This window comes from Methylobacterium sp. WL6 (assembly GCF_008040095.1).
Classification (GTDB): Bacteria; Pseudomonadota; Alphaproteobacteria; order Rhizobiales; family Beijerinckiaceae; genus Methylobacterium.
This window is the reverse complement of sequence record NZ_VRVH01000061.1, coordinates 1-21756: the sequence shown is the minus strand read 5'-3', so window position 1 is coordinate 21756 and position 21756 is coordinate 1. Positions and strand designations below refer to the sequence as shown.

Genomic DNA, 21756 nt, shown 5'->3' with positions numbered 1-21756 from the left:
AGGGGGCGGCGGCGCGGGCGGCGCGAAAGCCGCGTCGAGTTCCGCGGCGATCCGGGCGCGCGCCTCGTCCGCCACGGCGCGAAGGGTCTCGGCGATCCGGTCCGCATGCGGCGCGATCGCGGTCGCGAGGATGTGGGCGACGATCGCGCGGAAGTTGACGCCGAGATCGCCGTAGGTCTCGCCGACGGGGACCGAGAGGTCGGCCATCACCCGGATCAGCAGCTCGTGCACGACGAGGCGATCCGGCCGGAAGGCGACGATCTCCGGCATCGGCAGGCCCGAGAAGGCGGAAAGCTCCATCGCCTCGGCGAGGGGCGTCGCGACGTTCTCGGGGCGGTACAGGGTCGTCAGCGGCAGGAAACGCCGCGGCAGCGTCGATTCGATGCCGGGATTCCACGGCCCGCGCCCGACGAGGCCGTCGTCCGGCAGGGCGTAGCCGGCCGGTGCCGCCGAAGCGCTCATCGCATCACGACGCGGGTCCGGCTCAGGCCGCCTCGGCCGGGGCCCGGAACAGGCTGGCGCAGCCGGAGCCGCGATGCATGCTCAGGATCGAGGCCCGGTCGATCTCGGGATGCGCCGCGAGCACGTGCCGGACGCAGTCCACGACCTTCTCGTACTGGGCCGCCTCGTAGTTCCGCTCGAGCGGACTGACGGCGATGTAGGTCTCGACCACCAGCACGCGCTCGGCGCGCTCCTGCGTGACCTCGACGGCGATCCAGGACGACTTGATGAGGCGGGAACTCGAAAGCATGGGCGTACCTCCGTTGGTCTTCGCTCGTTGATCGAGCGTCGTTTGACCGGGAGGATGAACCCGTATCCTGCCCGTGCCAAGTGCCTTGCTGGAAAGACAGGTGGGCGGCCGCGAACGTCGTCGGCCCGCGCGATGAATGCTGCGACGAGGGCCGCCAGATCAATCGAGCTCGCCGGCGGCCGAGATCGCCTGATCGAAGGCCGCCTGGTCGCCCAGCCATACGATCATCGACAACACGAGGCCGAGGCCGACGAGGTAGAGGATCGCGAACGCATCCCCGTTGCCCCGGCGCGTCGACAGCGCCAGCCAAGCGAACGGGAGCGATTGGATCGCCAAGGCGGCGGGAACATTCATCGTGTCGATCCGTCGGACGACGCAAGATGCCCTGCGCCGCCTGCGCCGACAACAACAATCGGCCCGCGCGAACGCGGAATTCGATCGGTTTCAGGATCGACATCTCGCGGTTGCACAAGTCGAGGCGGATCGTAAATTTGGTCGGCTCGCCCGATCGGTGGGCCCAGCATAGCGGAAATCGGGGCAACCGACGCCTTCGTTTGGCATATTGCATGCCATTCCATCTTCGGTCATCTTGCCGGCAACGGTCGACAAGGCCGACGTCGAGCAAGGCAACAGGGATGGAGCGTCGCAATGCCCCTCGGGCGTGATGAGGGCCTTCGGGCAGCCGCGGCCGGACCTGCGCGCTCGGACGCCCCGCACCGGGTCGGCGCATGCGTGACCCTGCGGCAAGCCGGGCTTGGCCGGCACCGGACTTTTATTGACTTGACGATGCGCGAGCGCACCCGCCAGGCATGAAGCCTGACGGGATCGCGGCGCGACACCTTCGAAGCCGGGCGGCATCGCCGGCATCCCGATCCACCGGACTCGAGAAGATCAGAGACAGACCATGAGCAAGGCCCTGGAAGGCGTCAAAATCCTAGACTTCACCCACGTCCAGTCCGGCCCGACCTGCACGCAGCTGCTCGCGTGGTTCGGCGCCGACGTGATCAAGGTCGAGCGTCCCGGCGCCGGCGACGCGACCCGCGCCCAGCTCCAGGACCTGCCCGACGTGGACAGCCTGTATTTCACCATGCTGAACCACAACAAGCGCTCGATCACGCTCGATTCGAAGACGCCGAAGGGCAAGGAGGTGCTCTGGCGCCTGGTGAAGGAGTGCGACGTGCTCGTCGAGAACTTCGCCCCCGGCGCGCTCGCCCGCATGGGCCTGACCTGGGAGAAGATCCACGAGGCCAACCCGCGCATGATCCTCGCCTCGGTCAAGGGCTTCGGGCCGGGCCGCTACGAGGAATGCAAGGTCTACGAGAACGTCGCGCAATGCGCCGGCGGCTCGGCCTCCACCACCGGCTTCCGCGACGGCATCCCGATGGTGACCGGCGCCCAGATCGGCGATTCCGGCACCGGCCTGCATCTCGCGCTGGGCATCGTCACCGCCCTGTTCCACCGCACCGTCACCGGGCTCGGGCAGAAGGTCGACTGCGCGATGCAGGACAGCGTGCTCAACCTGTGCCGGGTCAAGCTGCGCGACCAGCAGCGCCTCGATCACGGCCCGCTCACCGAGTACAGCCAGTTCGGCGAGGGCATCCCGTTCGGCGACTCGACCCCGCGCGCCGGCAACGATTCCGGCGGCGGCCAGCCCGGCCGCATCCTCAAGTGCAAGGGCTGGGAGCACGATCCCAACGCGTACCTGTACTTCATCACCCAAGCCGCGGTCTGGGCGCCGATCTGCGACATCATCGGTGAGCCGGGCTGGAAGACCGATCCGGGCTACGCCACGCCCAAGGCGCGGCTGCCGCACCTGAACGAGATCTTCACGCGCATCGAAGCTTGGACGATGAAGCACGACAAGTTCGAGGCGATGGACATCCTCAACGAGTACGACATCCCCTGCGGCCCGATCCTGTCGATGAAGGAGATCGCCGCCGACGAGTCGCTGCGCAAGACCGGCACGATCGTCGAGGTCGAGCACCCGACGCGCGGCACCTACCTGACCGTCGGAAACCCGATCAAGCTGTCGGCGAGCCCGAGCGAGGTGACGCGCTCGCCGCTGCTGGGCGAGCACACCGACGAGATCCTGCGCAGCGTCCTCAAGTACACCGATGCCGAGGTCGACGAGATCGCCCATTCGGGCGCCGTCGGCCGGATCGAGAAGATCGCGGCGGAGTAGGCCCGCGGATCGCATCCGACCATCGCGGCGGAAGCGGGCCAACCCGCCTCCGCCCGTCATCGCCGGGGCTGCGTCGCAGAGCCCGGGATGACGGCGGGCATCCCGGGGCGGCCGAGGTCGCCCGTGCATCCGGCATCCTCCTGGACGATCGGGTCGAGGCGGACCATCCCACCGAAACGACGAGGATCCCATGCGCATCGCCTTCATCGGTCAGCAGGATTTCGGCAAGGCGGTGCTGGAGGCCTTCCTGAAGCGCGGCGACACGGTGGCCGGCGTGTTCTGCGCGCCCGAGAAGGAGGGCGCCAAGCCCGACGTGCTCAAGACCGCGGCGCTCGAGCAGGGGCTGCAGGTGTTCCAGTTCCCGAGCCTGAAGAGCGCCGAGGCGGAGGCCGCGATGCGCGGGCTCGACGCGGAGATTGGCGTCATGGCCTACGTGCTGCAGTTCGCGCCGCAGGACTTCGTCACCATCCCGAAGCACGGCACGATCCAGTACCATCCCTCGCTGCTGCCGCGGTATCGCGGGCCGTCCTCGATCAACTGGCCGATCGCGAAGGGCGACACGAAGACCGGGCTGACGATCTTCCGCCCGACCGACGGCCTCGACGAGGGCCCGATCCTCTTGCAGAAGACCTGCGACATCGGCGCCGACGACACCCTCGGCGACGTCTACTTCAACAGCCTTTTCCCGATGGGCGTCGCGGCGATGCTGGAGGCGGCCGACCTCGTCGTCGCCGGCCGGCACATCGAGATCGACCAGGACGAGGATGCCGCGAGCTACGAGGGCTGGTTCCGCGCCCGCGAGGCGGCGATCAACTGGGGCGCCCACGCCAACCAGATCTACGACCTGATCCGCGCCGCCAACCCCGCGCCCGGCGCCTGGACCACGGTGAACGGCGCCAAGCTGCAGATCTTCGATGCCCGCCTGCACCCGGTGCGGACGCTCGGCGGCGTGAAGGGCAAGGTCGGCGAGGTGATCGCGATCGGCGACGACTCGATCCGCGTCACCGCGCAGGGCGGCCAGATCGAGATCTTCAAGGTGAAGCCCGAGGGCGGCAAGAAGGTCTCGGCGGTGGAGTTCGCGCAAGGCGGCGGCGTGAGCGTCGGCACGATCCTGGGCGGCTGAGCCTCGGAACGAGGACCCGAGCGCGCTGGCGATCGGCCGACGCGTCGATCGCGTCAGGCCGTCGGCCGAGGCCCGTAGCTCCTGAACTTCTCGATGTTGTGCGCGATCTCGTCGTCGGGCAGCACCACCGGCGTGCCGACCTGCAGCGCGATCGCGTATTGCCGACAAAGGGTCTCGATCTCGACCGCGAGCCACAACGCCTTGGCGAGGTCGGGGCCGGTGGCGATCATGCCGTGGTTGGCGAGCAGGCAGCCGTTGCGGTCCTCCAGCGCTTCGAGCGCTAGGCGCGAGAGCTCCTCGGTGCCGAAGGTGGCGTAGCCCGAGCAGCGGATCGTCGGACCGCCCACAGCCGCGATCATGTAATGCACCGCCGGGATCGTCTGGCGGCACATGGCGAAGGCGGTGCCGTGGTCGGGATGCGCGTGCACCACCGCGTTCACCGCCGGCTTGTCCTGCAGGATGTCGCGATGGAAGCGCCATTCCGAGGACGGGCTCAGGGGATGGTCGAAGCTGCCGTCCATGCGGAGGAAGACCACGTCCTCCGGGGCCATCCGCCCGCTCGGGATGCCCGACGGCGTGATCAGCAGGCCGTTGCGCCAGCGCAGCGAGACGTTGCCCGAGGTTCCGCGGTTGAGGCCCTGCGCATCGAGGCCGCGCGCGGCCTCCACCACCGACGCCCGCGCCCTGTTCTCGTCGGCGTCCATCCGCAATCCTCCGGTTCCCCTCCCCCCGATATGCGCGAAGGCCCGGCACCGTAAAGACGGTGCCGGGCCTCGTCGCGTTCGGACCTGTCGGTGGGGTGGCGCCCTCAGGCGGCCACGACCCCGCGGGTGGTGGTGGTCTCGGGCGCGGCGAGCATCGCGTTGGCGACCACGCGCTTGCGCCAGGGCTTCAGCACCGCGATCGCGAGGATCGAGGCCAGGATGTTGGCGCCGGCGGCCATCAGGAACACGCCGTCCCAGCTGCCGGAGCTCTGCTGCAGGTAGTTCGCCGCCGGCACCAGCAGGGCCGCCGTGCCCTTGGCGGTATAGAGCAGGCCGGCATTGGTCGCCGCGAACTTCGAGCCGAAGGTGTCGGTGCAGGTCGAGGGGAAGAGCGAGTAGATCTCGCCCCAGGCGAAGAACACGAAGCCCGAGAGCAGCACGAACCACAGCGGATCGTGGCCCCAGAGGTAGAGCATGTAGATGCCGAACCCTTCCATTGCGAAGGCGATGAACATCGTGTTCTCGCGGCCGATCTTGTCCGAGACCCAGCCGAAGAACGGCCGCGTCAGCCCGTTGAGCACCCGGTCGATGGTCGCGGCGAAGGTGATCGCCACCATGGTCACGCCGAGGATCGTCACCGGGATCTTGTCGACGCCGATGTCGGCGGCGATCGGCTTCAGGTTGGCGGTGATCATCAGGCCGCCGGCGCCGACGATGACGAACATGAAGTACATCAGCCAGAAGATCGGTTGCCGCGCGACCTCGCCGGGCGCGTAGTTGCGCCGGGTCTGGATCACGTTGGCGTTCACGGCGGCCTCCGGCACCTGGCCCTTCTTCGGCGAGACCAGGAAGAACGCCAGCAGGCAGACGACGAGGCCCTGGCCGAGACCGAACCACAGGAAGGCGGCCTGGAAACCGTTCTCGGCGATCATCCACTGGATCGGCGCCACGGTGAAGGCCGAGCCGGCGCCGAAGCCCGCGGCGGTGATGCCCGCGGCCAGGCCCCGCTTGTCCGGGAACCACTTGAGCGCGCTGCCGACGCAGGTGCCGTAGACCGCGCCCGCGCCGATGCCGGCGATGACCTGGCCGAGATAGAACATGTTGAGCGAGGTGGCGTAGGAGTTGATCACCCAGCCGATCCCGCAGAGCAGGCCGCCGAACAGCACGACCACGCGCGGGCCGTACTTGTCGACGAACCAGCCCTCGACCGGCACCAGCCAGGTCTCGAACAGCACGAACAGCGTGAACGCCCACTGGATGGCGGCGCGGTCGAAGCCGAACTTCTTCTGGATGTCGGGCACGAAGAACGTCCAGCCGTACTGGAGGTTCGCGATCATCACCATGCAGATCACGCCCAGCGCGAGCTGCATCCATCGATATCCGTCGGACACCCGTCCGATCGCCGGCCGTTCTTCGTGCATCATGTCATCCTCCCAGAGGTCTCGCGTAAGGCCGGTTGTCCGGCACGTGGCGTGTCGTCTGCGTTGACCGCAGCGTCGTCGTTTGGCGGCCGGCGTCCGAGCCGGCCGTCAGACGGCGCGCTATGGAACGCCGACGCCCTTCAATCCTCGATGTCGTCGCGCGAACACCGTCGTTCACGCGCGAACCGCAATGTCGGCATGATCCTGATGCCGCGTTCCGGCTTCCGATGCAGCTTCAATTGCACGGCTCATCTCGGAAAAACTTTTGGCACCGCAACAAGAAAAAGTCAGCGCCTCAGTCGGCCGATCTCTGGTCTACGGTATGCCAGAAATATCGTGCGTCATCCTCGCGGAACCTGTCAACGAGAGTGGAATAAAAATACAGAAATTTCGCCGGGATTACCGAGAAGGATCGGACGTGCACGCGGTCGGGCGGTGCTTTGACGATCCTGACGCCGAGCCGCCTTGGTCCCGCCCACGACGCGCCGAGCGGTGCCTGTGTGGAGCGCACGGGTGCCATCTAGGCTGGCGCCGAGGTTTGGGTTACTTCGGCGGTCGGTCGCGCGTCGAACACAAACTGAAGAACGCGGACCGACGGGTACAGCATGTCGAACTCCGAGTCGCTCAGCATCAAGCCGATCGTGGTCAGTTCGAGCCTGCGGACCTTGGCCTACGAGGCGTTGAAGACGTTCATCACCAACATGGACATCTACGGGCGCCCCGACGAGGTCCGTCTCGACGAGCGCAAGCTGTCGCAGGATCTGGGCGTCAGCCGGACGCCGGTGCGCGAGGCGCTGACGGTGCTGGAGCAGGAGGGCTTCGTCCGCTCCGAGGCCCGGCGCGGCGTGTTCGTGATCAAGAAGACCAAGAAAGAGATCGTCGGGATGATCCATGCCTGGGCGGCGCTCGAGAGCATGGCCGCCCGGCTCGCCTGCACCCGCGCCTCGGACGCCGAGCTGCGCTCGCTGCGCGAGGCCTTCCCCGAATTCTACGACGGCCGCCCGGCCGAGCACATCGACGAGTACTCCGACGCCAACATTCGCTTCCATCAGAAGATCATCTCGCTCGGGCAATGCGCGATGATCTCGGAGCTGTCGAGCAACCTGCTGATGCACGTGCGCGGCATCCGCAACACCGCCCTCCGCCAGGGCGACCGGGCGGAGAAGTCGATTCGCGAGCACGTCGCGATCATCGACGCGCTGGAAGCGCGCGACGTCGAGCTCGCCGAGCGGCTGGTTCGCGACCACGGCATCGGCCTCGCCGACCACGTCGACGCCTACGGCGCCTATCTCGACTGACCTCAAGGATCGTTCGGAGGCTCCGAGCCGGATTGGCGGAACATATCCGCCAAGCCTGAGCGCATGCGTGATTCGCATATTTGGCATGTGGCGTTTGGTATACCAGAATGCAGCGCAGCATGAGATCTATTGCGTCGCAACACGCAACCGGATCCCGACATGCTGACCTCGTTCCTCGCCGTCTTCGCCGCCCTCGCCAGCGTGCAGGTGCTGCTCGTCGTGAAGCTCGCCGATTTCCTCACCGACGGCGCCGAGGCGCGCGGCGCCCGCGCGATCGACGCCGACGTCCACGGCGCGACGGTCGCCTGAATCGACGACGGGCGCATCCCGTGCGCCGGCGACCTGCGCACTCTGCCCGCTTACGGACGAGGTGAACGCCGACGCCGAATCGGGCATTAGCGTGGCGTCGCCGAAATATCCGGAAACGGTTCACTCACGAAGTTCGGTTTATCGTCAACGAAGCGTTGACGACGACAACCGAGGATTTCCGGCATTGGCTCAGGGCGCCCAGTTCCCGGCCGCGGAGGACGCCTTCGTCCTCCTGATCACCGATCATGCCGACCTGCGGCGCCCGCTGGCGCGCGGGATCGATCTGGTGATGCCGTGCCGCACGGCGGCCGCCTGGCCGCTCGGCGGCGGACGCCCCGCCCTGGTGGTGCTCGATCTCGCACCGCCGATCGCCGACGCCATCCTCGCCGAGACCCCCTGGATCCCGACGCTGGTGCTGCGCCGCGGCGGCCCGCAGCGTACCTCCTCCTCGCCGATCGTGAGAAGCCTGCCCGCGACGGCCGCGCGCGAGACGATCCTCGCCGGCGTCTTCGCGATGATCGAGGTCGGGGCGAACCGGACGCGGCGTCTCGAGGCGCGCAGCGCGGCCGCCACCGGGATCGTCACGGAGATCTTCGATTCGGCGGCGCTCGGAGCCGGGTTCCAGCAGGCTGAGATCGACCGCGGCACCGACCTCGTCCTTGCGGCGGTGTCCGAGGCCGGGATCGGCGACTGGCTCGCCACCGTCTGGCGGCACGATGCCGGCGTCTACCAGCATACGCTCGGCGTGGCCGGCTACGCCGCGGCGTTCGGCGCGCTGGTCGGCCTGTCGCGTGCCGACCAGCATCGCCTCACCAAGGCCGCGCTGCTGCACGACATCGGCAAGGCGCGCATCCCGGTCGAGATCCTGAACAAGCCCGGCCGCCTGACGCCGGAGGAGATGCGCCTGATGCGGCGGCACCCGGAGATCGGCGCCGGGCTGCTGGTCGCGCAGGGTGGTTTCGAGCCGGAGATCGTCGAGGTGGTGCGCCACCATCACGAGAAGATGGACGGCACCGGTTATCCGGCCGGCCTGCAGGACGGCGCGATCACCGATCTCGTGCGCATCGTCGCGATCTGCGACGTGTTCTCGGCCCTGACCGAGCACAGGACCTACCGCGATCCGATCGCGGCGCCCGAGGCGCTGGCGACGATGGACAGGATGAAGGGCCATCTCGACGGCGCGCTGATGCGGGCCTTCGCGCCCGTGGCGCTCGGCCGGGCGATGGCCGCCGCCTGATCAGGCCCGCCGGCGCCGCCGGCCGGAATCCCGCCGGGCCGCCATCAGGGCGAAGACGACGCCGAGGCTTCCGACCACCGCGTACAGCGCGACGAACGCCCGACCGATCCCGTCGGTGCCGAACACCCGGTCGTTCAGGAGGCCGAGCAGCGCCGGTCCCGCACCCAGAGCCACGAGGGTCACGAAGGCGATGAACACGCCGCTGACCCGGCCCCGCAACGCGACCGGCGTCAGGAACTGGATGCCGGCCAACCCCGGGGGGCTGCAGAAGCCGAGGGCGACGACGAGGGCGGCGAACCCCGCCAGGGACGGCCCGAGGCCCGGCGCCAGAGCCATCGTCGCGGTGGCGGGGAGCGCGAAGAGGAGGCCAAGGCCCAGCATCAGCGGCGCGGCCCGCGGATTGGTGCGCCGGACCCGGTCGAGCACGATCCCGCCGACGACGTGCCCGATCGGTGCGGTGACCAGAACCACGAGACCGAGGACCAGGCCGCTCTCGGCCGGCGTGACGCCGTGGGTGCGCACGTAGAAGGTCGGCGCCCAAGCCGTCAGCGTCTGGCCCATCAGGATCGCGGCGGTCGCCGCCGCGGCATGCGGCAGGTAGGCGCCGCGCCGGCGGATCATCCATCCGACGACGCGCGACCATTTCGGGCGGGCGACCGGCACGACGGGCTGCGAAGGTTCGGCGATGCGCCAGATGAAGGCCAACAGCACGAGGTTCGGCAGGGCCGCCAGCACGAACAGGGCCTGCCAGGGTGCCAGCGTGCCGAACCCGGGGATCGCGATCCCGGCGCGTCCCGAGAGCCAGCCGAGGGTCGCGCCGCCGACGAGGAAGGCGAGACTTCGCCCGAGCGTCCCGCCGGCGGTCAGGAGCGAGATGCCGCGCCCGAGCTGCGCGCGCTCGATCCTGACCGCCAGGAGGGACAGGGCCGCCGGGGTGATCCCCGACTGCCCGAGCCCGAGGAGCAGGCGGCTCGCGAACAGCGCGGCGAAGGAACCGGACAGCCCGCAGGCGATCGTCGCGATCGTCCAGGTGACGAGGGATGCCAGCAGCACCAGCCGCCGGTGCCCGCGATCGGCGATCGCGCCGAACCCGGGCAGCGCCCCTGCGTAGAGGAGCGCGAAGGCGGAGCCCTGAAGCAGGCCGATCTCGGCGTCGCTCAGCATCAGGTCGTGCTTGAGCGGCGTAGCGATGACCGTGATCAGGAAGCGGTCGCTGAAGGCGAAGAGCTGCGTCGAGGCCAGGAGCAGCATCAGCGGCCGGCCCGAACGTCCTGCGCTGCGATCCGCGGTGGGCAAGGGGGCGGGCGAACGGACGGATCTGTGCGGGACGCCCGGATCAGTAGAGTTCACAAAGCCACGCGGCGAGCTGCGACCGGTCTTCGGCGATCCTCGCCCGGGAGGCGCGCGCCCGCTGCAGGTCGGCACGGAACTGGCCCGGCGGTTGCCCGAATGCCGCGTGAAACGCGCGGTTGCAATGACTTTCGCTGCCGAAGCCGCAGGCGAAGGCCAGGGCTGCAATCGAGCGGGTCTCGGTCGGCCGCCTCAGGCAGGCGCGCAGGCTCTCGAGCCGCCGAAGCCGCAGGACGTTCGCGACGCCGCCCTCGCCCGAGAACGAGCGATACAGGATGCTGCGGGAGACGCCGATCCCGCGCGCGATCGTCTCGGCGTCGAGGGCCGGGTCCGACAGGCGCGCGGCGATAAAGGCCTCGGCGCGCTCGCGCCTGAGACGCATCGACTGCTCGTCCATGTCCGCGTCGAGGCCGGCGACCGACCGGTCGCCCAGCGCCCCCGCCAACAGCATCGCGAGCGCACGCCCCGCCCCGGCCGCGGCCTGCGGGTCGACCGCGGCACCCCTGCGCGCGAGCGAGACCATCAGGTCCGCGAGCAATCCGGCGGATGCTTCCGGGAGCACCGCGCCATGGAAGGCACGGAACGCGCGCAGCGGACCCTCGACCTGATCGCGCGCGAGCGCGATGGTGACGACGTGCGCGTGCTCGGCCCGGCTCGATTGCGGTCGCGTCGTATCGAACAGCAGGATCTCGCCCGGCGCGACCCGCCCCTCGTCGCCGGGCACACCGCCCCATAGCGTCCCGGCGAGCAGGAGATGGAGGTTGACGTGATCGAACCCGTCGCGGCGCACCCGCGTCGCGTCGCGGCTGTGCACCAAGCCGTGCAGGAACCGATCGAACACCACCATGCGCGGGAAGCGATGGGCCTGGAAGCGGGCGTAGAACCGCTCGCCCGCCAAGGCCACGTTGGAGCCGTGGGCATACAGATCGTGATAGGCGCCGAACCCGTCGGGGGCGTCAGGCTCCTGCGCAGCGAAGGTGAAGGATTGCAGCGTCACGGTTCGGCCGGCGATGATGTTCGACGCGCGGGCCGACTCCTTGTTCATTATTCATCGTGCGAAGGCGCATGCAAGCTGCGGCCGAGCCGCGGCCATGCGGGAACGAGGATCGATCGTCCCCGATCGACAGCGCCGAATACCGGGTGATCGTTTCCGTCACGGGCCGGCAAGGTGCCGAGCCGCCCGCGTCTGCTCGGCCCCGGCCGTCGGGACCCCACGCAAGCTGAGCCCCGGGGTGCGTTGGATCGGCACATCGACGGCCACCGTCACAGTGCTAGCGTCGTCGCCGCGCGCCGTAGGGCAGCGGCTCTCGGAGGATCGCGATGACCGGCGTGTTCTTTCTGTACTTCACCGCGTGCATGGCGAGCGCTCCCGAGACCTGCGAGGCGCGCCGCATGCCGCTCGACGTCGCCACGCCGCGCGCCTGCCAGCACGTCGCGCAGCCGCAGCTCGCCCGCTGGGTCGTCGAGCATCCGGAATACCGGATCACTGGCTGGCGCTGCGGGGCGCCGCTGCGCGATCCCGGCACACGGATCTGAGGCTGGGCGTGGCGTCGCGGGCACAGGCGTCTGCCCTTGCGTCGTGCGAGCGTCCGCGCGCCCCGGTTTCGCCGCATCGGCCGGGCCAAGGCGACGGCCCGTCCCGCCAGCGAACCCTTTTCCGATGACCCACCACGCCAGCCGCCACCGCAACGCCTTCGCCGGCCTGGGCCTCCTCGCCCTCGCGCTCTCCGCCTGCGGGACGCCGACGATCCTCGAGAGTCCGGGCCCGGTGAGCCCCGTGATCCTCGACGAGACCGCTGCCGCCGCCGCGATCTCGCGCTACCGGGCGCAGCACGGGCTCGGACCGGTGACGGTCGACGCGGGGCTGGTCACGGCGGCGGCGTTCCAGGCCGGCAACAACGCCCGCACCGGCCAGCTCAGCCACGAGGCCGGCGGCAGCTTCACGTCGCGGATGGCGTCGGCCGGGCTCGGCCGCACCTGGTCGGCCGAGAACCTCAGCGCCGGCTCCGAGAGCTTCGATCAGGTGCTGGCCCGCTGGAAGGCCTCGCCCGAGCACAACAAGAACATGCTGATCCCGCAGATCCGCCGGATCGGCATCGCCCGCGTCGACGCGCCCGGCACCCGCTACAAGCGCTTCTGGGCGCTCGTGATGGCCGGCGGCTGAGGCCGGATCACTCGCTCGTGTTCGGCTCGACGACGTTGCCGGTGCCGCCGTCGGCATCGTCGCGGCTGCTGCCGAACGGGTAGCCGGCATCCTGGCCGCAATAGAGCCGCCATCCGCCGCGGGAATTGACGACGATCGCCGTCGACCCGAACAGGCCGCCGCCGCCGGTGAAGACGTTGCCGGTGATCACGTTGTCCGACGGGCTCTGGTGGCGGACTGTGCCGCCCTCCCCGCAATTGCGGTAGAGCCGCACGCCGCCCTGCCCGTGCTGGGCGATGCGGTTTCCGGTGATGCGGTTGCGCGCCGAGCCGTCGACGGCGATGGCCTCGCGCCCGATCGCGACGTCGATGGTGTTGTCGGCGATCACGTTGTCCGCGCTCTCGGCGTCGAGGTAGATCGCGTCCGCGCCCGAGTTACCGTTCAGGGTCGATCCCTGGAGGGTGAAACGGGTGACCCCGGGGGCGAGGTAGATCGGGATGTGCCCGAGCGCGGTGATCGTCGAATCGCGGATCGCGACCTCTGTCGGCGCGGCGGCCTGTGCCCGCTCGGTATGGCCGAGGCTGTGCGAGGACGCCTTCACCGCGAGCCCCTGGCCGTTGAGGCCCATGCCCCAGACGCGGATATGGCCGAGGATGCGGCAGTTGCGCAGGGTCACGCCGCTCGGCCGCGACCAGATCCCCCCCGCTCCGGTCGGCGCGCGCGAGCGGATCTCGACCGCGAGCTCCGCGAGCGTCGGCGCCGGCTCGGCCCGGCCGATCGTCGCGCCGCCGCAGTCGATCTCGGCGCCCGAGGCCTCCGCCCCCTCGATCACGACCCGGCGCAGGACGTGGTCGCCGGGGCTCAAGCCAATCGAGCACGCGAGGCTGACGGTCTCGTCGCCGGGGCTCGGAGGCGACAGCAGGCGGGCGCGCGTCGCGGCATCGCAGGGCCGGGCGGATGCAGGTTCGACGAGGGCGGGCGGGGCCGGCGGCAGGCTGACGATCATCGCCGGGAGATGACGGGCGACGACGGCATTTTCAGGATAAGGCCGCGCAGGTCCGAGATGCCGGCCCCGGCGGTTCCGCTCGCGGGCGAAGGGTTCTAGACCTCCGGTGCGCCGAGGTTCGATCCGGCGCTGGAGCCGAAGGTTGGCCGACCCCGTCCCGAGCATGCCGAAGCAGACCGCGAAGCGGACGGTCGTGCGCCTGCGCCGCCGCCGGGTCGCGGGCGGGCGCGGGAGCCTGGGCCGGCCCGGCTCCGACCTGACGCGGCTGCCGGTGGCCCTCGACCCGCGGGGCCTGAGCCTTGTCGAGGGCGTGCGCGCGGCCTTCGCCTTCGCGATCGTGCTGCTGGCCAACGAATGGATTCAGTGGCCGCCGCTCCTGACGATGGCGCTCGCGGCCAACCTCACCTGCTTCTGCGACACCGGCGGCCCGATCCGCATCCGCCTGCGCGTGCTCACCGCCTTCTCGGTGCTCGGCGCCCTGATCTGGGGCGTGTTCGGGCTGATCCAGCCCTTCGGCCCGCTCGTGGTCGTGCCGGCCGCCTGCGCGGTGATCTTCGCCTGCGCCTACGCCCGCGTCTGGAGCGTGCAGGCCCAGGCCGCGGGCAACGTGCTCGTGGTGGTGCTCTGCATCGCCATGGACCGGCCCTTGAGCCCGCAGGAAGCCGCGATCATCGCCGCGATGTTCCTCGCGGGCGGGCTGTGGGCGACCGTACTGGCGCTGGTGCTGTGGCGGCTGCACCCCTACCGCGCGGCCCATCGCGCCATCGCCGAGGTCTGGCACGCGCTCGCGCGGCTGACCGGCGATCTCGAGAAGCTCGCGGCCGCGCCCGAGACGGTGGCCGCCGCCTTCGACGGCCATGCCCGCGCCCACCGCCGCGGCGTCCGCGCCGGCATCGAATCCGCACGTGCGCTCCTCCTCGACCTCGCGCGCTCCCGCGAGCGCGTCTCCGAGCGCACGGCACAGGCGCTGCTGCGCCTGGAGACGGCCGAGCAGCTGTTCTCCGGCCTGATCGGCATCGCCGAGCTGATCGAGAGCGCGCCCGAGCCGCACCGGCGCGCCGCCGCCAAGCTGTTCCTGCGGCGCCTGCGCCCGCTGCTGATCGCCATCGCCCGGGCGATCCGCGACGACGTCGACCTGGACCTGCCGCGCCTGGAGCCGGCGATCGCCCGCGCCACGGAAGGGCTGGAGGCGACGCCGATCCTCGCGCGCCTGGCCGAGCGCATCATCGAGCGCGTCCGGATCGGGGCCAAGCTCTCGACGCCGGAGGGCTACCGCCCCGGCGGGGCACTCTCCGACGGCGGCAGCCTCGACTGGCGCACGCGGTTCTTCGGGCCGCTGCGCACCAACTTCACCCTCGCCTCGGCCAACCTCCGCCACGCGGTGCGCGCCAGCGCGGTCTGCGTCCCGGCGCTCGCGGCGACGCTGATCTGGGCCGGCCCGTTCTCGCATTGGCTGGTGATGACCGTGGTCCTCACCATGCAGCCGTTCTACTCGGCGACGTGGCAGCGGGCGCTGGAGCGGATCGGCGGCACCGTGCTCGGCGGCCTCGTCGGCGCGCTGCTGGCGCAGATGGCGACGACGCCGCTGATGCAGATCGCGCTGATCCTGCCGTTGAGCATCGTCGGCTTCGCCGCGCGGCAGGTCAGCTACGGCGTCTTCGTCGCCTGCCTGACCCCGCTGATCGTGCTGCTGATCGAGGTGATCACGCCCGGCCATTCCTCCTGGGAGGTGGTCGGCATGCGTGCGCTGTTCACCATCCTCGGCGGGCTGATCGCCGTGGTCAGCTGCCTGCTGCTGTGGCCGATCTGGGAGCCGGACCAAGTCCGCAAGGAACTGCGCCGCGCGCTCGCGAGCCATGCCGCCTTCGCGGAAGCCGCCTTCGGGGAGACGCCGCTTTCGGAGCGCGAGGCGAAGCTCTCGACCTGTGCCCGGAGCGCCGGCCTCGCGCTCAACGACCTCGAAGCCGCCCTGTCGCGCGCCCTGCAGCAGCCGCGCGCCGGTCACCACCCGGAGGTCGAGGCGGCGATGGTCGCCGACGCCACGCTCCGGCGGATCAGCGCCCGCCTCACCGTGCTCCGCCATGCCGGCGCGCCGGCGGGCGCGGAGGACGGCCCGTGGAAGGCCTGGATCGCGGCGACGCTCGCGGCGCTGGCCGAGCACCGCTATCCGTTGCCGGACCGCCCCGACGAGTCGCGCAGCCCGCAGCTACAGCGCCTCGTCGCCCAGGTCGACCTGCTCACCGGCACCCTGCGGCCGGGGCAGGTGCGGGAGACGCCGGTGGGCGCGGCCGCATGACCCGCACCCGACCGGCTCAGTTCAGCGCCTGCGGCTCGGCCTCCTGAAGGAAGGCTGCGACCTCGCGGAAGAACTGCATGCGGTTCTTCTCCATCATCACCGTATGCGTGCCCTCGCCGAGCTCGACGAAGCGCTTGTAGGGGGCGTTCGTCAGCTGAGTGAAGTATTCCTGCGCCTGGTAGCTCGGCAGGTCGGCGTCCCATTCCGCGTGGATGATCAGGGTCGGGACGCGAATTTCGCCCGGATCGTAGAGCGGCTTTCCCGCCTGCCAGTAGGCCTGCGAGTCGGCGACGACGCCGTTCGGCGCGCGCAGCACCGGCGGCGACGAGGCCGCGCCGGCCGCGTCGGTGGCCCAGGTCGCATCCGCCCATTGCTCGAACCAGCCCGCCGGGATCAGGTCGGCGCGCTTATCCCCGGCGACGCCCTTGAGCCAGCGGTCCCGGGCGCTGTCGCGGGTGACGGTGCGGTAGGCGCCGAGCGGCCCGGAGGTGCCGAGGTTCGGCGGCGCCTTGGCGATCCATTGCGGCGCGTAGAGCACGAGGCGGTTGACCCGGTCGTTGTGGGTCGTGGTGTAGAGCCCCATGGTCGAGGTGCCCCAGGACCATCCCATCAGGTCGAGTTTTTCGACGCCGCGCCGCTTCAAGATGAAGTCGACGGCGACGCCCACGGCCTTCGCCGCGTCGGCGGTGCGCATGAAGGGCGGGTTGTCCGCGGCCGGCCGGTCCATCTGCTTCGGGCGGCTCGAGAACCCGTAGCCGGGCAGGTCCACGAGGTAGACGTCGAAGCCGAGGCCGGCCAGGTAGTCCATCATCGACAGGCCGGCGAGCGGCAGGTCGAACGCCGTCGAGGCCGGGTAGGTCGCCCCGTGGACGTAGAGCAGGATCCGGTCGGCGGCGAAGCGCGCCTGCCCCGCCGGGTGCTTGTTGCGGACGTAGAGCTCGATCCCGTCCTCGCCCGTCGGCACGCGGAACTCCTCGCGCGCGATGGCGGGTGCCGCCGGCTCGCGCGCCAAGGCCGGCGTCGCCGCCAGACCGAGGCCGAGGGCGGCGAGGCCGCGGAAGACGTCCCGGCGCGGCACGGCGCCGAGGTCCGGGTCCGCCGCGTTTCGGCCTTCGGCCGGCGGTTTCGGCTTCGATGGTGCGGGCATCGTTCTCTCCCATGCGGATCTGGCGTCCGATGCAGGAGATGAATCATTCCCGCGGCGCCCAGGCAACGGAGATCGCAGCGCAGCGCGGACGATCATCGGCGATCGTCGCCCGACGATCGGCCATCCCTATCGCGCTCACGGAAAAAACACGCTGCCGCGTCCGCGCGCATCGCGCCGTTTCCCGTATATCGGCGCGGGACATCGAGAGCGGACACGACCTTTGGAAGACGCGTTGATCCGGTGGCTGCAGTCCACCGCACATCTGAGGGCCGACGTCGCGGCCGTGATCGGCACCGTGCTGGCGCTCGGCGTCACCCTGCACGCGCTGCTGCGCAAGCGCCGGGTCAGCGTCGCGGTCGGCTGGATCGGGCTCGCCTGGCTGTCGCCGGTGTTCGGGACGTCCCTGTACCTGCTGTTCGGGATCAACCGGGTCGAGCGCCGCGCGCGCAAGTTCCAGTCGAAGCCCTCCGCGGCGCCCGGCGCGCCGAGCACCGAGGACGCCATCGTCCCCGAGGTGATGTGGCCGCTGGACAGGGCGGTGCGCCGCATCTCCGGCCTGCCGGCGCTGGCGGGCAACACGATCCGCCTGTTCCGCAACGGCGATGCGGCCTATCCGGCGATGCTGGCGGCGATCGGCGCGGCGCGAACCAGCATCGCCCTGTCCAGCTACATCTTCCGCGACGATCCCACCGGACGGACCTTCTGCGCGGCGTTGAAGGAAGCGCAGGACCGCGGCGTCGCGGTGCGGGTGATCATCGACGGCATCGGCGGCGGCTACTTCCGCGCCGCGGCCTTCCGGCGCCTGCGGGCCGCGGGCGTGCCGGCCGCCCTGTTCATGCATTCGGGCCTGCCCTGGCGCATGCCGTTCCTGAACCTGCGCACCCACAAGAAGCTGCTGATCCTCGACGGGCGCGAGGCCTTCACCGGCGGCCTCAACATCTCGCAGCCGAACCGCCTGCGGACGCGCCCGGACCACCCGATCCGCGACACCCATTTTAACGTCGCCGGCCCGGTGGTCGAGCAGCTGATGCTGGCCTTCTCGGCCGATTGGGCCTTCGTCGACGGCGGTGCGCTCGAAGGGCCGGACTGGTTCCCCGACCTCCAACCGGTCGGGGAATCGATCGCGCGGGTCGTCGTCTCCGGGCCCGACGCGGACGTGGAGAAGATCGAGTTCGTGATCCTGCAGGCGCTGGCCTGCGCGCGCAGCTCGGTCCGCGTCGTCACCCCCTACTTCCTGCCGGACGAGGTGGTGATGAACGCCCTCATCCTCGCCAGCCAGCGCGGGATCACGGTGGACATCGTCATCCCGCGGATCAGCGACCATCACTTCATCGATTGGGCGACGCGAGCGCACATCGCGCCGCTGCTGCGCAACGGCGTGCGGATCTGGCTCGACGAGCCGCCCTTCGACCATTCCAAGGCGACGGTGGTGGACGAGGCCTGGTGCTTCGTCGGCAGCGCGAACTGGGACATGCGCAGCTTCCGGCTGAACTTCGAGCTCAACGTCGAGATCCACGACGCGGATCTCGCCGCGCAGCTCGAGAGCTTCATCCGCGCCAAGATGGAGACGCCGCTGACCCTGGACGCGATCAACGCACGGGTCTTGCCCGTCCGTTTGCGCGACGCAGGCGTGCGACTGCTGCTGCCATACCTCTGAAGCGCAGGCGCGGCGCCTCGCCGGGCGGGGCCGGGCTGAGATGGACGACGATCGGGCGGTGGTCTGAGGGCCCGCGCGGCAGCACCGCGTGCTCGCGGCAGACGAGGCCGCGCACCAGGCAGCGGTCGAGGCGCAGCGGCACCATCTCGACCATCGCGTGCGTCGGTCGGCGCGGGCCGACGTCGCGGAATCCCGGCACCAGCGCCGGCCCGACGATGTTGTAGTCGCCGAGGATCGCCGAGCGCTCCGGCAGCATCCCGACGATCCGGCGCAGCTGGCGCCGGTTCAGCATCTGGCCGTGCGACAGGTGCACGTTGGCCACGCCGAAATCGCCGAAATCGAGCACCTGGCAGACCCGGTGCACGACCGCGCCGGACGGCAGCTTGACGACCGTCGGCGTCTTCGCCCACGGGGTCGGGCACCACATCGCCAGGCCGTGGATGCGCCCCGGCAGCGGCACCCAGGCATAGGATCCGCCGACGCGGTCGGTGATCCCGGCGATCTCGCGGGTCGCCTCCTGCATCAGCAGCAGGTCCGGCCGCTCCTGCTCGATCAGGGCGACGACGTCCTCGACCGCCGCGCCCGTGCGCCGCAGCAGGTTCCAGCTGACGACCTTGCGCGACACCGCCGCGGCATCCGCCTGGCGGATCGGCGCCGGCGCGACCGAGTCGAGGCCGAGGGACGCCGGGGAAACCTGGATCGTTGCCATGCGGGCCGTTCGTGCTCCTGACGGCGCTCGCCTGACAGCCCCGGGCAGGCGCGAGACCGGGACGGGGTGCGGGGGTATCACGCCCGCGTCCCAACGCGCGACCGATGATCCCGTTGCCCTGTTGACGCAACCACCCTCGACCCTTGAGCCTCGCGGCGCGAGCGCCCAGAACCCATCTCGATCCATTCGGACCTGCCGCGGGGCAGCGCTCCGGATCCCGAGGACCCAGATCACGGGGACCATGACGCGTTTCACGTTCATCCACGCCGCCGACCTGCATCTCGGCAGCCCGCTCGCCGGGCTCTCGGCGCGGAACGCCGAGATCGCCCAGCGCTTCGCCTCCGCCGGCAGGCGCGCGTTCGAGGACCTGGTCGGCCATGCGATCGAGGCGCGCGTCGCGTTCCTGATCGTCGCCGGCGACGTCTACGACGGCGACTGGGCCGACCACTCGATCGGCTTGTTCTTCGCCCGCCAGGTCGCGCGGCTCGACCGGGCCGGCATCCCGGTGGTCTTGGTGCGCGGCAACCACGACGCCGAGAGCGTGATCACCAAGGCGATCACCCTGCCGGACGCGGTGCGCACCTTCTCGACAAAGAAGCCCGAGACCCTTCGCCTCGACCACCTGAAGGTCGCGCTTCACGGGCAGAGCTTTCCCAACCGGGCGGTCGACGAGAACCTGTCGCTGGCCTATCCGGCAGCCGTGCCGGGCTGGTTCAACGTCGGCGTGCTGCACACCTCCTGCACCGGGCACGCCCAGCACGCGACCTACGCGCCCTGCTCCGTCGCCGACCTGCGCGCGCGCGGCTACGACTACTGGGCGCTCGGCCACATCCACGAATATGCCGAGCTGTCGCAGGATCCCTGGATCCTGTTCCCGGGCAACCTCCAGGGTCGCAGCATCCGTGAATGCGGCCCCAAGGGCGCCGTCGTGGTGGAGGTCGGCGACGGGCAGGTCACGGCGGTGCGCCGCCTGATCGTCGATCATGCGCGCTTCCACAGCCTCACGGTGGCGGTCGACGCGGCCGAGAGCGAGAGCGAGGCGGTGGCCCTGGTCGAGGCGGCTCTGCGCCCGCTGGCGGCCTTGGCCGAGGGCCGCCTGCTCGCGGTCCGCGTGCACCTCACCGGCGTCACCGCCGCCCACGACCGGCTCGCCGCCGACCGCGAGAACCTCACCGCCGAGATCCAGGCCGCCGCCGACCGCGTCCACGAGGACATCTGGCTGGAGAAGCTGAGGATCGACACCGCCCGCCCGAGCAGCGGCCCGCGGGAGAACGTCGTCGACGCCATCGACCCGGCGACGCTCCTCGTCGAGATCGACCACGACCCGGAGTTTCGCGCGCGCGCGACCGCCGCGCTCGCCGAGATCGCCGCCAAGATGCCGGCGACCGAGGACGGCGACCTCGCCGCCGACCTCGACACCCTCTGCGCCGAGGCCGAGGCGATGATCCTCGGCCGCCTGACCAAGCGCGCATGCTGAGCCGCGCGGCTTCACCGGACGCTCGCCGAAGCCCGGCGGAGCGGAGACACCCATGCGCCTGCTGAGCCTCGACCTCGAACGCTACGGCCCCTTCACCGGCCGCCGGGTCGACTTCCGCGCCGATGCGCGCCTGCACGTCGTGCTCGGCGCCAACGAGGCGGGAAAATCCTCGGCGCTCGCCGCGGTCACCGACCTGCTCTTCGGCATCGGGACACGGACCGCCTACGCCTTCCTTCATGAGATGCCGCAGCTGCGGATCGGCGCCGAGATCTGCAGCGCCGACGGGCGGACGCTCTGCTTCCGCCGCCGCAAGGGCAACCGCAACACCCTGGTCGACGCCGACGACGCGCCCCTGCCGGAGACCGTGCTCGCGCCCTTCCTCGGCGGCCTGACCCGCGAGGTGTTCTGCCGCGCCTTCGGCCTCGACGCGAACAGCCTGCGCGAGGGTGCCAGGGAGATGCTGCTCGCCGAGGGCGAGCTCGGCGCCAGCCTGTTCGCGGCGGCCTCGGGCCTGCGCGGCTACAGCGACCTTCAGAAGAGCCTCGAGGCCGAGTCCGACCGGATCTACGGGCCGCGCAAGCGCCAGGACCGCAGCTTCTACCAGGCGTTCGACCGCTACGAGGACGCCCGGAAGGCGATCCGCGACACCGGCCTGCGCGCCGGAGACTGGCGCGACCTCAACGACAGCATCGCCACGGCCGGGAACGCGCTCGACGCGATCAAGGCCGAGCGGATGCGGATCGCGGCCGAGCAGGCGCGCCTCACCCGCCTCCGGCGCGTCGGCCCGCTGCTCGCCGAGATCGACGGGCTCGCAGCGCGGGACGACGCCGAACCGGGGCTGGTCGAGGTTCCCGACGCCTGGGTCGACCGCCTCGGAGAGGCCTGCGCCGCGTTGCGCGCCCGGCAGGCGGACGCCGCGCGCATCGATGCGGCGGCGGACGCGGCG

The 21756-nt window shown here is 70.6% G+C and carries 20 protein-coding genes and 1 pseudogene; 11 read left to right on the top strand and 10 right to left on the bottom strand.

Annotated elements, in window-relative coordinates; translation table 11 throughout:
• From FV230_RS11090 to FV230_RS11080, 3 genes and pseudogenes are all read right to left on the bottom strand, one after another.
• Positions 1–462: pseudogene (locus FV230_RS11090) on the bottom strand (hypothetical protein); the annotation flags it as partial.
• Between the two features lie 22 nt (positions 463–484).
• The gene (locus FV230_RS11085) at positions 485–751 is read right to left on the bottom strand and encodes a hypothetical protein (protein ID WP_147726388.1); all 267 of its coding nucleotides are present in this window, start codon (positions 749–751) and stop codon (positions 485–487) included.
• Between the two features lie 159 nt (positions 752–910).
• A complete protein-coding gene (locus FV230_RS11080; protein ID WP_147842424.1) occupies positions 911–1105 on the bottom strand; it encodes a hypothetical protein in 195 nt (64 codons plus the stop codon).
• Between the two features lie 550 nt (positions 1106–1655).
• On the opposite strand from FV230_RS11080, the gene frc reads away from it, so the two are divergent.
• Both frc and FV230_RS11070 read left to right on the top strand, forming a co-directional pair.
• Positions 1656–2933, top strand: a complete 1278-nt coding sequence (gene frc, locus FV230_RS11075; protein ID WP_147726390.1) for a formyl-CoA transferase — start codon at positions 1656–1658, stop codon at positions 2931–2933.
• 190 nt (positions 2934–3123) lie between these two features.
• The gene (locus FV230_RS11070) at positions 3124–4056 is read left to right on the top strand and encodes a methionyl-tRNA formyltransferase (RefSeq protein WP_147726391.1); all 933 of its coding nucleotides are present in this window, start codon (positions 3124–3126) and stop codon (positions 4054–4056) included.
• 53 nt (positions 4057–4109) lie between these two features.
• On the opposite strand, the gene FV230_RS11065 is transcribed toward FV230_RS11070, so the two are convergent.
• Positions 4110–4760 (bottom strand): class II aldolase/adducin family protein, encoded by a 651-nt coding sequence (locus FV230_RS11065; protein WP_147842423.1) that lies wholly within the window; start codon positions 4758–4760, stop codon positions 4110–4112.
• Between the two features lie 104 nt (positions 4761–4864).
• A complete protein-coding gene (oxlT, locus tag FV230_RS11060; protein ID WP_246689643.1) occupies positions 4865–6130 on the bottom strand; it encodes an oxalate/formate MFS antiporter in 1266 nt (421 codons plus the stop codon).
• A gap of 656 nt (positions 6131–6786) precedes the next feature.
• Between oxlT and FV230_RS11055 the strand changes: the two genes are divergently transcribed.
• The 3 genes from FV230_RS11055 to FV230_RS11050 all read left to right on the top strand — a co-directional run bounded on the left by FV230_RS11055 (position 6787) and on the right by FV230_RS11050 (position 9025).
• The gene (locus tag FV230_RS11055) at positions 6787–7479 is read left to right on the top strand and encodes a GntR family transcriptional regulator (protein WP_147726394.1); all 693 of its coding nucleotides are present in this window, start codon (positions 6787–6789) and stop codon (positions 7477–7479) included.
• A 159-nt stretch (positions 7480–7638) separates the two neighbouring features.
• On the top strand, positions 7639–7788 hold the full coding sequence (locus FV230_RS29575) for a hypothetical protein (RefSeq protein ID WP_187274712.1): 150 nt from the start codon (positions 7639–7641) through the stop codon (positions 7786–7788).
• Between the two features lie 184 nt (positions 7789–7972).
• Positions 7973–9025, top strand: a complete 1053-nt coding sequence (locus FV230_RS11050) for an HD domain-containing phosphohydrolase (protein ID WP_246694825.1) — start codon at positions 7973–7975, stop codon at positions 9023–9025.
• Here the strand turns inward: FV230_RS11050 and FV230_RS11045 are convergent, their stop codons facing one another.
• Positions 9026–10276: an MFS transporter gene (locus tag FV230_RS11045; RefSeq protein WP_147842422.1), complete on the bottom strand. Its 1251-nt coding sequence runs from the start codon at positions 10274–10276 to the stop codon at positions 9026–9028.
• Positions 10277–10361: 85 nt separating this feature from the next.
• On the bottom strand, positions 10362–11420 hold the full coding sequence (locus FV230_RS11040) for a helix-turn-helix domain-containing protein (protein WP_147842421.1): 1059 nt from the start codon (positions 11418–11420) through the stop codon (positions 10362–10364).
• A gap of 275 nt (positions 11421–11695) precedes the next feature.
• Between FV230_RS11040 and FV230_RS11035 the strand changes: the two genes are divergently transcribed.
• The gene (locus FV230_RS11035) at positions 11696–11911 is read left to right on the top strand and encodes a hypothetical protein (protein WP_147842420.1); all 216 of its coding nucleotides are present in this window, start codon (positions 11696–11698) and stop codon (positions 11909–11911) included.
• A gap of 124 nt (positions 11912–12035) precedes the next feature.
• On the top strand, positions 12036–12539 hold the full coding sequence (locus tag FV230_RS11030) for a CAP domain-containing protein (protein WP_147842419.1): 504 nt from the start codon (positions 12036–12038) through the stop codon (positions 12537–12539).
• Between the two features lie 7 nt (positions 12540–12546).
• On the opposite strand, the gene FV230_RS11025 is transcribed toward FV230_RS11030, so the two are convergent.
• Positions 12547–13524: a right-handed parallel beta-helix repeat-containing protein gene (locus FV230_RS11025; RefSeq protein WP_187275471.1), complete on the bottom strand. Its 978-nt coding sequence runs from the start codon at positions 13522–13524 to the stop codon at positions 12547–12549.
• A 163-nt stretch (positions 13525–13687) separates the two neighbouring features.
• Here FV230_RS11025 and FV230_RS11020 point away from each other — a divergent pair, with 163 nt between their 5' ends.
• Positions 13688–15820: an FUSC family protein gene (locus tag FV230_RS11020; protein WP_147842417.1), complete on the top strand. Its 2133-nt coding sequence runs from the start codon at positions 13688–13690 to the stop codon at positions 15818–15820.
• Positions 15821–15836: 16 nt separating this feature from the next.
• On the opposite strand, the gene FV230_RS11015 is transcribed toward FV230_RS11020, so the two are convergent.
• A complete protein-coding gene (locus tag FV230_RS11015; protein ID WP_147842416.1) occupies positions 15837–16967 on the bottom strand; it encodes an alpha/beta fold hydrolase in 1131 nt (376 codons plus the stop codon).
• Between the two features lie 220 nt (positions 16968–17187).
• On the opposite strand from FV230_RS11015, the gene FV230_RS11010 reads away from it, so the two are divergent.
• Positions 17188–18624 carry a phospholipase D-like domain-containing protein gene (locus FV230_RS11010; RefSeq protein ID WP_147842415.1) on the top strand — a complete coding sequence of 479 codons (1437 nt, stop codon included), beginning with the start codon at positions 17188–17190 and terminating at the stop codon, positions 18622–18624.
• On the opposite strand, the gene FV230_RS11005 is transcribed toward FV230_RS11010, so the two are convergent.
• Entirely contained in the window at positions 18557–19333 is a 777-nt protein-coding gene (locus tag FV230_RS11005) for an endonuclease/exonuclease/phosphatase family protein (protein ID WP_147842414.1), read from the bottom strand. The two genes, FV230_RS11010 and FV230_RS11005, sit on opposite strands and share 68 nt — an antisense overlap.
• Positions 19334–19574: 241 nt before the next feature.
• Here FV230_RS11005 and FV230_RS11000 point away from each other — a divergent pair, with 241 nt between their 5' ends.
• The gene (locus FV230_RS11000; RefSeq protein WP_147842413.1) at positions 19575–20810 is read left to right on the top strand and encodes a DNA repair exonuclease; all 1236 of its coding nucleotides are present in this window, start codon (positions 19575–19577) and stop codon (positions 20808–20810) included.
• A 52-nt stretch (positions 20811–20862) separates the two neighbouring features.
• Positions 20863–21756, top strand: an 894-nt coding sequence (locus FV230_RS10995) for an AAA family ATPase (RefSeq protein ID WP_147842412.1), incomplete at its 3' end; no start/stop codon positions are given.